The sequence below is a fragment of the Formosa haliotis genome, from assembly GCF_001685485.1.
In the GTDB taxonomy this organism is placed as follows: domain Bacteria; phylum Bacteroidota; class Bacteroidia; order Flavobacteriales; family Flavobacteriaceae; genus Formosa; species Formosa haliotis.
In genome coordinates this window covers 3,645,652-3,660,214 of record NZ_BDEL01000001.1, presented here as the reverse complement: position 1 = coordinate 3,660,214, position 14,563 = coordinate 3,645,652, and the positions used below count along the sequence as shown (strand labels likewise).

13 protein-coding genes are annotated in these 14,563 nt (G+C 34.2%); all 13 read right to left on the bottom strand.

The annotated features are described in order from the left end of the window. Window positions 1-82: 82 nt before the first annotated feature. The 13 genes from A9D35_RS15415 to A9D35_RS15355 all read right to left on the bottom strand — a co-directional run bounded on the left by A9D35_RS15415 (window position 83) and on the right by A9D35_RS15355 (window position 14,257). Window positions 83-673: a YdeI/OmpD-associated family protein gene (locus A9D35_RS15415; protein ID WP_235817910.1), complete on the bottom strand. Its 591-nt coding sequence runs from the start codon at window positions 671-673 to the stop codon at window positions 83-85. A 39-nt stretch (window positions 674-712) separates the two neighbouring features. Further along, window positions 713-1,594, bottom strand: coding sequence for an energy transducer TonB (locus tag A9D35_RS15410; protein ID WP_066224638.1), 882 nt, complete (start codon window positions 1,592-1,594; stop codon window positions 713-715). 71 nt (window positions 1,595-1,665) lie between these two features. After that, window positions 1,666-2,400, bottom strand: coding sequence for an SDR family oxidoreductase (locus A9D35_RS15405; protein WP_066224634.1), 735 nt, complete (start codon window positions 2,398-2,400; stop codon window positions 1,666-1,668). Between the two features lie 18 nt (window positions 2,401-2,418). Beyond that, entirely contained in the window at window positions 2,419-2,793 is a 375-nt protein-coding gene (locus A9D35_RS15400) for a DoxX family protein (protein ID WP_066224632.1), read from the bottom strand. A 9-nt stretch (window positions 2,794-2,802) separates the two neighbouring features. Then, window positions 2,803-3,603: a haloacid dehalogenase type II gene (locus A9D35_RS15395; RefSeq protein WP_174545277.1), complete on the bottom strand. Its 801-nt coding sequence runs from the start codon at window positions 3,601-3,603 to the stop codon at window positions 2,803-2,805. A 51-nt stretch (window positions 3,604-3,654) separates the two neighbouring features. Next, window positions 3,655-4,257: a TetR/AcrR family transcriptional regulator gene (locus A9D35_RS15390; protein ID WP_066224628.1), complete on the bottom strand. Its 603-nt coding sequence runs from the start codon at window positions 4,255-4,257 to the stop codon at window positions 3,655-3,657. A gap of 455 nt (window positions 4,258-4,712) precedes the next feature. After that, a complete protein-coding gene (locus tag A9D35_RS15385) occupies window positions 4,713-5,465 on the bottom strand; it encodes an SDR family NAD(P)-dependent oxidoreductase (RefSeq protein ID WP_066224626.1) in 753 nt (250 codons plus the stop codon). A gap of 43 nt (window positions 5,466-5,508) precedes the next feature. After that, window positions 5,509-6,792, bottom strand: coding sequence for an MFS transporter (locus A9D35_RS15380; protein ID WP_066224623.1), 1,284 nt, complete (start codon window positions 6,790-6,792; stop codon window positions 5,509-5,511). A 73-nt stretch (window positions 6,793-6,865) separates the two neighbouring features. After that, complete coding sequence (locus A9D35_RS15375) at window positions 6,866-7,573, bottom strand: FadR/GntR family transcriptional regulator (protein WP_066224620.1); 708 nt, start codon at window positions 7,571-7,573, stop codon at window positions 6,866-6,868. Window positions 7,574-7,706: 133 nt separating this feature from the next. After that, the gene (locus A9D35_RS15370; protein ID WP_066224616.1) at window positions 7,707-8,633 is read right to left on the bottom strand and encodes a polysaccharide lyase family 7 protein; all 927 of its coding nucleotides are present in this window, start codon (window positions 8,631-8,633) and stop codon (window positions 7,707-7,709) included. A gap of 11 nt (window positions 8,634-8,644) precedes the next feature. Beyond that, window positions 8,645-9,610 carry a PKD domain-containing protein gene (locus tag A9D35_RS15365; RefSeq protein WP_141675553.1) on the bottom strand — a complete coding sequence of 322 codons (966 nt, stop codon included), beginning with the start codon at window positions 9,608-9,610 and terminating at the stop codon, window positions 8,645-8,647. Between the two features lie 27 nt (window positions 9,611-9,637). Further along, window positions 9,638-11,107: a RagB/SusD family nutrient uptake outer membrane protein gene (locus tag A9D35_RS15360; RefSeq protein WP_066224611.1), complete on the bottom strand. Its 1,470-nt coding sequence runs from the start codon at window positions 11,105-11,107 to the stop codon at window positions 9,638-9,640. A gap of 30 nt (window positions 11,108-11,137) precedes the next feature. Beyond that, the gene (locus tag A9D35_RS15355; protein WP_066224608.1) at window positions 11,138-14,257 is read right to left on the bottom strand and encodes a SusC/RagA family TonB-linked outer membrane protein; all 3,120 of its coding nucleotides are present in this window, start codon (window positions 14,255-14,257) and stop codon (window positions 11,138-11,140) included. Between the last annotated feature and the right edge of the window lie 306 nt (window positions 14,258-14,563).

The window sequence follows — 14,563 nt, the reverse complement described above, 5'->3', positions numbered from 1 at the left end:
CTAATTGTTATCCAATTATGAAAAAACATGAATTACCATAACTGTACGTAGTCGGGAGTTCAGATTGATGAATATTTAGATTCTAAAACGGTTTTGGCTTCTTGCCCTTGCTAGCTTGCAGAGCAATTTCTTTTATACGTTTTTCACGAGTTTCTGGGCGTTTGGCCATAAAAATCCAATGTAAAATGCCTTTTTTGGCAGACTTACTTAAACTTAAAAAGAAATCTTTAGCGTTTGGATATTTACTAAGTTCTTGTTCTAAATCATCCGGAACGATTAGCGCTTCAACAGTATCTAGAATAGACCAAGAGCCATTTTGTTTAGCAATTTCGATACTTTCAAGACCAGCTTCGAACATCAAATTCTGAGCTATTAAATTTTCAACCTTTATTTTATTGATTTTAGACCAGGTAGTTTTTGCTTTTCGCTTTCCAAAATATTGCATGTATTTTTCGTCATCAATCGCACGTTTTGTACTATCAATCCAGCCAAAGCAGAGTGCTTCATCTACGGCTTCGCTCCATGTAATAGAAGGTATTTCGGTTTTTTTCTTATACATAATAACCCAAACGGCATCGCTTGTTTTATGGTTTTTCTCTAACCAAATTCGCCATTCCTGTGTGTTAGACGGACAAACACTTTGTATTTCGGGTGTATGCATTTTTGAAGTCATTATTAAATTGTGTAAGAAAGTTTAGCTGGGCTAATTGTTTTAATGAAGAACCATTGGTAATTGAAACGTCATATCAGTTATCTCGCCATATTCCATTCCCGGAGTCCAATTTGGCATATTGTTTACAACGCGTAGTGCTTCTTTATCTAAGTCGACACTAAGCGATTTTATAACTTTAGCTCTTTTAATCGCCCCATTTTTACCCACTACAAATCTTACAATTACTGTTCCCTTTATTTCTTGTTTTTTAACCTTTTTTGGCTGTTTAAAATTTGCTTTTATATACATATTCATAACCTCTTTTCCTCCTACAAATTCAGGATAACGCATAAATGTAGTATGAGGTATCGCAGCGCCTTCTTCTGAAAAGCAAACACCTTTTATCAGCTTATATGTTTTCGTATTATTCCCTTCCTGAACAAGATATTGATCGTCTCTTTTTAAAGCACCGGACTCATAATAAGATTTTGCCTTAAGCGCTCTATTTTGTTCTTCTCCCGAATATAAAACATCATTTTTAAGTTGTCCGGAGTCATAATAATCTTTTAAAGTAACAAGGTCTCCATGCTCATAAATACTTTTGCGCTTCAAGTTAGCTGATTTATAATACGACTCAAATTCCATTAAAACATCGGAGTCGAACACTCTCTTTTCTCGTAATTCTCCAGAAGCATAGTATGTTTTATACTCGCCAACTTTCTCTTTACCATTCTTTTTTAAAGCATACCCTTCTGTTTGTAATGCACCCGACATAGAAAAGCGTTCCATTTTCCATACATTATCATCGGTTTTAGTTAGTACTCGGTAATAATCGGCTTGACGCTCTTTAACTACTTTCCCAGAAGCTGAGAAATACACTTTTTCTTGAGCATAAAATAACTGACTAAACAATACTAAAATGTAAAATAATTTTGATTTCATATATACCGATTCCTAAATTTTAGAATGGTAATATACCTAATATAACCCTACAAAAAATAAGATGCTATAATTTATACCATAGCTCCGTTAGCACCAATAACTTGACCCGAAATCCATTTAGATTCATCGCTAGCTAAAAACAATACAACCTGCGCGATATCTAAAGGTTTTGCCAAGCGATTAAACGCATTCATCGCACTTAATTTTTCAATAATTTCGGTAGATTTTCCTTTTAAAAACAGCTCGGTTTCTGTTGGTCCAGGTGCCAATGCATTTACCGAAATACCACGCCCAATTTCCTTTGAAAAAATACGGGTCATTTGCTCCACCGCAGCTTTCGAAGCAGAGTATAAGGCATATGTTGGAAACATTAATTTTACGGTACTTGAAGAAAAATTAATGATGTTTCCGTTATCTGCCAATTTTAGTTGTGCTTCTTGAAGGGTATTAAACACACCTCTTACATTCACATCAAATTGTTTTGTAAAATCGTCTTGTGTATTATCGGCAATAAGTTTAGAAATCATTACGCCAGCATTGTTTACTAAAACGTTTATCTGGCCAAATGTTTCAATGGTTTTATCAAACAGCTTAGTAACGTCTTCTCTATTACTTACATCGGCTTTAACAGCAATAGCCTGTCCGCCCATTTCTATAATGGTATCGACCGTTTCCTGCGCTTCTTTTACACTATTAGAATGATTCACAACAACTTTTGCTCCATTTTTAGCCAATAGAAAGGCAACCGCCTGGCCAATTCCTCTGGAAGCTCCTGTTACTATAATAACTTTGTTTTCTAATGTCATAAGTTATAGTTTTAAAATTTATCTAATGGTTTTTAATTTGTAAATCGAAATCGACGCTAAGCCTATAGCGATAACGACAAGTAGCATTTTGGGCTCTGGTCTTGCAAAAAACTCTAATCCTAACGCTGTAATCATGGTTATTAGCAAAAATCCGAAAGCAATTTTTCCTAAAACCTTCTTATGAGTTACTGTAAAGAGTAACAATAAAACAGCTAAAACTAATTCTGAAATCCCTGTAAATAACATAAAAAAGTCGGCATCTATACCCAAAGCAGATTCAAACTGCTTGAAACCGGCTACACTTTGCGGCTTTCCTAATAATTTGGGGGTGGCAAAAAAAACCATGGCCACCATGGCGATGACATTTAAAATTTGATTTATTATGTTCTTCATTGCGATGAATTATTTTAAAGCAATTAATCGCTCTGCAATCCGTTTTAAATTCGGTTCATTTATTTCTGGGCTTGGTGACAAAGGATATAATTGAGCACCTGGTCGACTAACAAAAGCCCCTCTCCAATTAGCCCAAAGCGCACCTGCAATATCCCATCCATGAGCTGCAACTAACAAACACTCTTTGGGTTGTACACCCATTTTACGAGCTGCCCAAGCATAGGTATCTGCATGTGGCTTAAATTTACCTACATCTTCTACACTTAACCGCTCTTCAAAATAATCTAATAATCCTGCATTTTTAAATTGTGTTTCAACCCCTTTATTCGAGGAGTTTGTAAACGACACTAATTTGTATCCTGCATCTTTTAAACTTTGCAGCGCCTCTTTAACTTCTGGATGTGCCGGCAAAGATCTAATCGGACCAAGAATAGCTTCTTTGGCTTCGGTTTCTGATAAAGTAATTCCATTATTCAAAGCTACCATTTGTAAAGCTGCTGCTCCAATAATACCAAAATCGTTATATTGATTTCCAACGGTCGACACTAATGAATATTGAAGCATAGTAGTAAACCACAACGGTAATAACTCTGAATGTCCGTCCAGGGCTTTACCTACACTTGCTTTCATGGTCGTTAAATCTAACAACGTTTCATTAACATCGAAAAAAAGCACTTTTGGTCTGTTGCCTTCTGTTTTCTTGTTGTCTCTTGGAACTTCATTTCCTGCAAATCCAAATTGAGGAATTGCTGTACTTGCCAAGCTAAATATTGCTGTTCTTTTAATAAAATCTCTTCTGTTATTAATCATAATTTTGGTTGTTTTAAAAACATCCTAAACGGTATGTTTTATGATAAAAAATTAATATTCTAATTGCGATATATAAGCTGACAATCCTAAAACATATTCGTCTAGAATTGTATCGTCTGTATATAGTTTTCTAATGCCACGAACCCCCTCAAAAGCACTTATTAAATACACGGCAACAGCTTGGCTGGACACTTCTTGTTTTATGGTCAGTTCTGTTTTACCGCGTTCTATTAAAGCCACTAATGCAGATTTCCAAGTTTCTATAATCTGTTTTAAAGCCAACTGGTAGGCTAATTCTAAATCGCCAATTTCATTTATAAAATTATTCATTGGGCAACCGTGTTGTTTATCGTAAACAGGAAAAGATTGTATTCGGTTTAAAAATGTAGATTTTAAAATGTCGATCGCATTTCCCGGTTCGTATAAAGGGGCAATCATACTTTCGAACACACGTTTTTGAAGTTTTAAACTAATAACTTCAAGGCCCAATTCTTTTTTATTTTTATAATGATGATAAAACGCTCCTTTTGTAAGCAGAGATGCTTTCATTATTTTATCGACACTCGTTGTTTTAAATCCATGTTCGTAAAACAACTTAAAGGCATTATCTATAATAATTTGTTTGGTTAATTCCGACTTTAATTCTTGTTCCATAAAACAAATATAAACAAAACATACCGATTAGTATGTTTTGTTTATATTTTTTAATCTATTTAATAATAGTACTACTACTATAAATGAAAATTTTTCGATTATTCGATTTGAGTTAAATTGGAACTTAAGAAACAAAAAAGTGAAATAACTTCAATGTTTTTGTAATATTTTAAGAGATACTAATTGGTTCTTATAATAATATAAAAAATATAGCGTTTCACAGCTATCTTACAAAGCATAACAAGAACAGAACCTGATAAGTTTTAAAAGATAAATACACAAAAGGAAGAAAATACAATACAGAGTTTGGCTTCGGGCAGCTAACAAAATGGAACTCAAAATAAGAAATAGTTAAAACAAAAAAGCCACTTCTGTTATTTAAACAGAAGTGGCTTTAATTATATAGTGGTTTAAAATTAAAGGCTAAGCCTTTATAATTTATACATCACTTTCAATTAGATACCTAAAGCTTGACCACCACCAATTTGGATAGTTTCAGCTGTAATGAAAGAAGCATCTTTACTTGCTAAGAAAGAAACAACACCTGCAACTTCTTCTGGCTGACCTAATCTACCTAATAATACACTATTTGCCCAAGAAGCAAAAACTTCTGGCTTAGTAGCTTTAATTTGAGCATGGAAAGGTGTATCGATAGTACCAGGAGATACTGCGTTTACTCTAATTCCGTATTCAGCTAAATCTTTAGCTAAAGCTCTAGTGATAGATTGTACTCCACCTTTAGATACTGAATAAATTCCAGCACCAGGTCCTGCACCATTCCAAGCTGCGTTAGACGTGTAGTTAATGATAGAAGCATCTTCACCTTTCTTAAGGAAAGGAATAGCAGCTCTTGAAGCAAAAAATACTGAATCAAGGTTTAAAGCCATAACAAATCTGTATTGCTCAGTTGTCATTTCTTCAAATCTAGCTCTAACTCCAATACCACCAGTATTATTTACAAGAAGATCAATTTTCCCGTATTTTTCACCAATTTTAGTAATGTTTTCAGTAACTGCTTCGTCTTTAGTCATGTCGAACCCAATATATTCAGCAGTGATGCCTTCTGCAGTTAATTCTGCAACTCTTTGAGCTCCTACTTCATCTTCAATACCGTTTAATACAACAGTATATCCATCTTTTCCTAGTCTTTTTGCTACTTCAAAACCAATTCCACCGGTTGCACCGGTTATTACTGCTACTTTACTCATTTTAATTTAATTTATATTATTAATTTTTACTCTGTTTTTTATTTTACTCTACGTTTCTAATTTCTTTTGCGAAATAGTAGATTGCTCCAATTCCTAGCGGAACAAATACTGCAATGGCAATAAATATAGGGGTGTAAGATACCTCTGCAACAATAGGAACAATAAAGTTCATGATAATAACAGAGAATACACCAACCATTCCTCCTAATCCAGCTAAAGAACCAACGTTTTTACCATTGAAGAAATCACTTGGTAAAGTTTGTACGTTACCAATAGCGAACTGGAATCCGAATAATACTACGAATACGATACCTACAAAACGTTCTGGTGTGTTACCATATAATACAGTAGCCACTAAACCTAAGAACATGATGATACCACCAATTAAGATAGTCGTTTTTCTACCTTTATCTATCGAGTTTGTTTTAGAAATAATTTGCCCAGAAACATATCCTCCAGCAATACTACCAATAGCGGCACCAACGTAAGGTACCCAAGCAAACATACCTACTTCTTTTACATCAAATCCGTAAACATCGAATAAGTAAATTGGCATCCAACCCACAAATAACCACCAGATTGGTTCTAAGAAGAAACGACCTACAACGATAGACCAAGCTTCTTTGTGAGATAAAATTTCTTTTAAACTTAAACCTTTAACATCGTCTTCAGCATCACGATCTGCTTGAGACTGACCATCTAAAATGTATTTTTGTTCTTCTTCTGTAATCCAAGGGTGTTTCTTTGGTCCTGCTTTATTGATAAGTAACCATGGAATAATCCACAATATACCAAAAGAACCTACTACCATGAAGGTAATTTTCCATCCAAAGGCAACAAATAGCATAGCAATAAATGGTGGTGCAACTACAGAACCTATAGATGCTCCTGCATTAAATAGTCCTTGTGCGATAGCACGTTCCTTAATAGGGAACCATTCTGCATTACTTTTAACTCCTCCTGGCCAGTTACCAGCTTCTGATAAACCTAAAGTACTTCTAAAAAAAGCAAGTCCTACGAATCCTCTAACGGTAGAGTGTAAGAAAGATGATAATCCCCAAACTCCAATACTAATTACGTATCCGATACGTGTTCCAACTTTATCGAACAATTTACCCGAAAATAATTGTCCTAAAGCATAAGCCACCATAAAGATGTTAAGGATATAACTATAATGCTCTTTTGTTAGGCCTAAATCGTGTGAAATTGACCCTGGAAGACTTTCACTTCCCCACATAACTGCTAATGCGCTTCTGTCGATGTAGTTAATTACAGATGCTAAAAATATAAGCCCAATAATAAACCACCTTAATCCTTTTACCTTCATTTTATTTATTTAATTATTAAAATCATTAGTACACAAATGTCAAAATCAACATTTGCATGTATTATTTGAACGTTTATAAAATATTATAACAATACTGATATAACATTTTAAAATGCTCTTTCATTTTTGTTTTTGCTAATTGTGGATCTTGCAATTTTATAGCATTATAAATTTCTCTATGCTCATCTGCAGCTTGCCCAGTTAAATTATTTGAGCACACGTGATACTTTTTGAAATTTGTAATAATTTCTGGTGTAATTTTTAGCATAAAAAGATTTAAAGTACTGTTACCACTAGCATTGGCAATGGCCAAATGAAATAGTAAATCTTCCTGAACTGCAGGTTGATTACCATTTTTAACTTTATCTTCGTAAGCTTTTAAGGCATTTTCTATTTGAACTAAATCCTCTTCTGTTCTACGAAGAGCAGCCAACTTAACAATTTTTAATTCAAGTAGAATACGTGTTTCTACCAAAGCTTTAAAATCTGGATCATCGAGTTTTAAAATAAAATCGATCATTCCGTTCATGGCAACAACACCAATATCGGCTACAAACGTACCACTCTGAGGAATCGATTTTAATAAACCAAAAAACTCTAATTTGCTAATAGCCTCTCTAACAAGACTTCTACTAACATTAAACTTCTCGGCTAACATTCGTTCTGAAGGTAGCTTATCCCCTGGTTCTAAATTCTTAACGTTTATTAATTCTCCAATTAAAAACATTACTCGATTTAAAATTTCTTGGTTATCGCTTTTTGAAAGTACCTCTAACTTCATAAATTTCTAAAAAATTAAAATTGGTTAACCAGTTTTTTTCTGTGTGCAAAAGTACAAAAAAATGAGCTATTTCTGTATTAACAAACCCTTTTTTTGTATGTTAAATAAACCTAATAATAATTGTAATTATTTGTTAATGACTAACTTCTAAATCGTAGAAGTTAACTTTTGCAAAAGACCCTTCGTCTCTAGACTGAAAATAGTTACCTGCTTTAAAATAGTTTTCGAAAACACCCCATCTTCTCATGTGGACATTATCGTAAACTGCGTATTCGTTTTTATTTAAAATAACAACCATTTTACCGTCTGTTACTTTTACTTCTAAATAAAATTTACCAAAACCTACTTCTTGTTCAAACGTAAATCCCTTATCGTCTACCCAAGCATCTTCATGAAGGATTTCTTCATTACTTGCTGCTAAGTCTTTAAGCTCTTTAGTTTTTACACGAATTTTACCATCTTGCCAATAAATTTTTAAGATTGGTGGTGCATTATTATCTTTTTGACCAATTAATTCACGTTGTTCATTAGACAATCTACCGTGAATTTGCATGATAATAACTTTATGGTATTTACCATCTGAACTTTTAGACACATCGCCCATAGACAATCTACCTTTCATATAAGCACCATCGGCGAATTTCCAGTTCGTATTATTATCGCCTGGAACCATTTGTTCTCTTAACTCAGATCTGGTATACTTTGTATTTGCCGTTGTGGCATTACTCGGAAAAGAATAAAAGACTAAAGCTCCAATAGAAGAATCGTTGTACATGTATGGAATTAACCTTTCATCTGTAGCATAATCCAAGATCGCTGGTGGCTCAATATTCATAGCTCTACCTTTGGCGTTAAGTTCTGGAGTAGTAACACTCCAATGACTTAAATCGACATTTGGTAGTTTATATTTTTTCTTCTTCTTTTTCTTCTTCTTTTTGTCTTTTTTCTCGACTTTAGAATCCGAATCTGTAGCGCTACCTGTCTGTGCAAGACAAGTAGCGTTAACAGAAAGAAAAACTATTACTAATAATCCTAATATTTCTTTTCGGAAGTTTTTCATTTTATTTGATTTTATTCTACTGGATAAACTTTAAGGTTATCTATCCATAACTCATCTTCAGCTGTAGCTGCAGACATAAGGATCGTTACTTGACCACTTGCATTTGAAGTAAATACACCTCTAGCAATATTAAAGGCTCCTTTACCATCTGCTTTAGCTCCAGCAACACGTACTAATGGCTCAGAAGCTGCTGCTTCTGCTGCATCAGAATACCAACCATCTGTAATTCTAACTACGGCACGATCACCTTCAGCATCAATATCAGCTGCATCATTTTCAATAGCATATTCATATTCTATAACATAAACCGCATTAGGTGTAACTGTTAGAGTTTGTAAACCATATCGTGTACTACCATCATCTTTAGGTGAACCATCTGATTTAGTTGATGTAGAACTAGTGTACTTAGCACCTGGTGTTTTACTAGCTCCTGAAGGTGTACCATCGTAATTATTTGGTGAACCATCTGAACTTGCATTGAAAGCATTAGTATTACAACCTGTACAATTGCTTGGTTTCCAACCTGCAGTACCTTCATCGAAGTTACCATTAACAACATCTGGGTTAATTGTTGGTGGAATTTCAGGTTCTACAACACTTACAGTTAAAGTATCTACAGATACCGCTCCTAATTTATCTGTTGCAGTTAAGGTTACTAAAAAGTTTCCTTCACCTGGATAGGTATTAACCCCATCGTAACCTGTAGAGGTATTCCCATCACCATAATCCCAAACAAAATCTGTTGCGTTATCTGAGTTATTAGCGAACGTGTATGTTAAATAATCTGTCGCTTCTGCCGTTGCTGTAAACCCTGCAGTTGGAGGTGTAGTATCTGGTTTTGAATTTGCCTCTGGCAATTCAAACTCAAAAGCGCTTAAACTCGGGTCGCAAGATGTCATTGAGATCGCGGCCGTAATAAGCAAAGCACTTGCCGAGATTCCAAAAGCGTATTTTTTTAAATTAATCATTGTTTTCATGTGTTTTAGTTAATCAATTACAATTAATTAGTATCCAGGATTTTGTCTCATCTCTGTACCACTAGCTTTACTTAAGTTGATTTCGTTTTGCGGTATAGGCAATAATAAATCGTTAGCGGTAAAATTAAAGTTGTTCGCAGCTGCAAATGCAGATAATACTGAATTTGCTACTTTAAAACGTAACAAGTCGAAGAACCTTTGGTTTTCTGAAGAAAATTCTACACGTCTCTCTAATAACAACTCATCTCTAGTTACTTTTCCAGGCGTAGCCGAATCTGGCCAAGCTCTTCTTCTCACTTCCATAAAGGAATTAATAGCATTAGCATTTGACGTTTCTGTAGCACCTGCTAAAATGGCTTCTGTATGCATTAATAATACATCTGCATAACGTAATACAATCCAGTCGTTACCTGCTAAAGTAGGTACACCTTCGAAAGTTTGACCGTCTGCTCCTCCTGAATCACCATCAGGGAAGTACTTAGCTGTTTGGTATCTAATAGTTCCTCCAAAAATTGTAAGCGGATCTTCTCTATAAGCCACAGGCGTTCTTAATCCACCTTCTTCATCTAAAGCGGCTTTTAAATCTGTTGTAACGTAGTTTACACCACTTGAGTTACCTACAGCATTCATAAATTCTGCAGAAAATAACTGACTGTTGTCTTGTAATTGGCTGTTGTAACCGATAGCCCAAATAACTTCAGAGTTTAACTCAGAGTAAAATACATTACTAAAATTAGATTGTAATTGGTATTTACCACTGTTAATAATCTCTTCGCATAGTACTTGTGCCTTATTATACTCTGGCGACTCTAAAGATAAGTATACCTTAGCTAATAATGCTTTTGCAGCATTTTTGTTTGCTCTTGTAGTATAGTTATGATTGATTCCTGCTACAGCACTTAATAAATCTGGAATAATTAAATCTTCGTAGATTACACTTGTAGGAACTCTTGTAAATTGTACTTCAGTTTCATCTGGAGTAACAACACGATCAATATATGGTAAATCACCAAATAAACGTACTAAGTTAAAATAAGCATAAGCTCTAATAAATCTAGCTTCACCTTCTAGTTCTGCTGCTCTTACTTCGTCATCTACAACATCCATATTAGCTAAAATAATGTTAGCTCTGTATATAATTTGGAAATAACTTGAAAAGTAATTTAATACGAAGTTGTTAGTTGGCAGTACTGCAAAACTTTCTAATTGCCCAGCATCAGATGCATCTTCCGAATCTGGCGTTTTAGTCGACGTATTATCAGTACGCATTTCTGTTACGTAAAACTCCCATTGTACACCATGGTTATCTTCTTTACTAGTACTGTTTATTCCTTTAATACCAGCATATACTCCAATTAAACCTGTTTCTAATTCGTCGGCATTTTTATAATACGAATCCGTAGTAATACCAGAACTTGGAGTTGGGTTTAAAAAGTCGCTACATCCCGTGAAAAGACTTCCCACCAAAATAAAAGCGATATATTTAAAATATTTCATAATATTATTTTATTTATCGTTGAAAAATTATTAAAAATCTAAATTTAATCCAAGAGATACGGTGCTATAAATTGGCGATCCTCCTCTTTGGTATCCATATTGTGTTGGGTTCGTTTTATCTACAGCCTCTGGATTCCATCCTGTATAGTTGTCTGCAGTGAAATACAATAGGTTTTGACCTGTAGCATACACTCTTAATCCTGAGATCTTAAATTTATCTAACACATCGCTTGGTAAGTTATATCCAATATTAACGTTTCTTAATGCGATATAAGATGCATCTTGAACAATACTGTTTGTAAAGAATTTATCTACCAAGAATTCTTGATTAGGCGCTTCCATACCTTCTGAGTTTGGAATTAATGCTCTGTTGTTGTTGTTACTAAATAAGTAGTGATCTGCAATGTTTCTTACTTCTGCACCATGAGAACCTTGGAACATGAAAGAGAAATCGAAATCTCCGAAAGAAAACTCATTTGTAAAACTCCAAATTAATTCTGGGTAAGGGTTACCTAATACTGTTTTATCATCATCATCTAAAACACCATCACCATTTAAATCTTTTACATATACTAAACCAGATTCAGCACCAACGTGTCTGTAAGGTCTATCTCTATATTCAAAAGGAATTTCTTTATCTACTACATATCCGTAGAACTGAGATATTGGTTGTCCTTCTAAGTTAATCCATTCTGCTGGTCTAGCAGGATCTAAACTTGTAATTTGACCGTTAGAATCTGCGAAATCTACTAATGTATTTTGGTTTGTAGTTGCGATAACTGTTGTACTCCATCTAAATTTCTCAGAAGTAATATTCTTAGTTCTTAATTCAATTTCCCAACCTTCGTTAGTTACTTCTCCTAAGTTTACTAATGCTCCGTCGAAACCTGTAGTTACAGAAATTGGGTTGTTAAGTAATAACTGGTCACTTGTTCTTTGGTACCAGTCTACAGAACCTGTAATTCTATTGTTTAAGAAACCATAGTCAATACCAGGGTTAATCTCTATTAAACGCTCCCATCTTAAATCTGGGTTAGCAATATTTACCGGAGAGAAACCTGCTGTAATATTACCATCTACTGGGTAACTGTTACCAGAAGCACTTAATAAGGCTAAGTGAGGATAGTAATCTACTAAGATATTACCAGTACTTAATGTAGATCCACCACCATTAGCATCTAAATCTACCGCACCTGTATTTAAACGGTCGTTACCAGTAACACCATAACTAACTCTTAACTTAAGGTTACTTACCACATTACTTTCTACTAAGAAATCTTCTTTAGCAATATTCCAACCAACAGAACCTGCAGGGAAATTACCGTATTTATAATCTAAACCGAAGATTGAACTACCATCACGTCTGAAACTGAAAGACGCTAAATATTTATTATCGAATGCATAAGTTGCTCTAGCTACGTAAGAGATACCTCTTTTTTGCCATGTAAATCCATCAAATTGAGAAATTGCAGTTGCGTTTGTAATTTCTTTTACCTCATCGTTAGTATATCCTGTTCCTGTGAATCCAGAGAAGAAATAATTTCTACTCTCAACAGATGCACCCGCAGTTACACCTAAGTCATGTTTTCCAAAAGATTTGTTATAGTTGAAGAAGTTATCAAAAAGCATATAGTTGTCTCCTTGAGAAATCTCTTCCATATAAGCATCTGTAGGCACTTCTCTCGCAAGTGTTCCCATGTAATCTGTTCTTCTTCTTTGTGTATAAGAACCAGATAATGAACTCTTAAAGCTTAATCCATCTATAATATCGTATTGTCCGTAAAAACTACCATATAATTGGAATGTTTTATCTTCTCTATCACGTTCTACAATTCTAGCGTAAGGGTTAGAGTTATTACTGTTACCAATATTTAATAATTGCTCATCGTATACACCATCACCATTAAAATCGAACATAGTAAAGTGATCTTGTCTAGCGTAATCCCCTACTTCAATGTCTTTATATGCTCCATTTGGATCAATAAATTTAAGTGTTTCTTCTGTATGATAGATAGGCAACCAAGGTTGGTGTCTTGCTACGTTATGAATGTTTTCAGAAAAACGTGTTCTATCTGTATAAGAAGGGCTTAAACTAGCACCAATTTTAAATTTATCGTTAATTTTACTATCCACTTTAACTCTGGCACCATACTTTGTGTAATTATCTTTTAACATTACACCTTCGTCATTAGCATAGTTTAAACTCACAACATACTTAGTATTGTCGTTACCACCTCTTAAAGATAAAGAGTGGTTATTAATGATACCTGATTCAAAGAATACATCTTGCCAAGAACGGTCTGTACCAATTTGTAGTTGTGCTTGAGTATAAATAGATAACTCACCTACATCTCTCATTTGTTGATCTGCCCATGCTCTTGTAGTATATCCGTAAGCATCACTTTTTCTAGCAGTTTTCATACCAGTAAACGTAGAATAGTTAATTCTTGTTTTACCTGCTACACCCGCTTTCATTTGAATTTGGATAATACCATTAGATCCTTTAGAACCGAAAATAGAAGAAGATGCCGCATCCTTTAATATCTCAAAAGATTCTACATCGTTCATATTTAAAGATCCTAAGAAACTAGAATCTACTATAACACCATCTACAACGATTAATGGAGTAGAATCACCTGCCATAGATCCAACCCCTCTAATTGTAATACTTGGTGCTGCACCCGCCTCACCATCTGTTTGCTGAATGTTAACCCCAGAAACCTGACCTACTAAGGCATCATCAACCCTTGATACTGCAATTTGATCTAGATCGTCGTTAACAACTTTTGAAACCGCTCCAGTTACGTGTGATTTTTTCTGAGTACCGTATCCAATTACAACTACTTCATCTAATTCACTTAAGTCTTCTTTTAACACTACATTAATTACCTGATTACCTGTGGCAGTGATAACCTGAGTAACATAACCTAAATAAGAGAATTGTAATATATCTCCTTTTTCAACTAAAAGCTCATACTTTCCGTCAAAATCAGTAGAAGCTCCCTTAGTTGTCCCTACAATCAAGACATTTACCCCCGGTATAGGAACTTCATTCTCGTCAGAAACGACCCCTGAAACGAGATCCTGCGCAAACAAAGCTGTGTTTAGCAACAGAACTACATACAATACTAATTGTTTTTTCAAATCCATTTGTTTTGTTTTAATAATAAATAATTAGAACTATTTATTGGCCAGCATGTTATTACTAACCACACCTTACTATCATAGAAAAACAGAATATTTTATTATAACTAATATTTAAATTGTTTTGTTTATAACTTTTTTTCCTTACTTTTATAATAACATAAGCTACTATACAAGTATTTTTATAAATTAAACTTCAATAAATAGTAGTTAAAAAGGTAGACGCACAACTACCCTTTCTATTCGTCTTTTTCTTAACAGTAAAAGCATGAACTAACCAATTTTTTGTTTCTTTGGTAAACCAGATTGGTT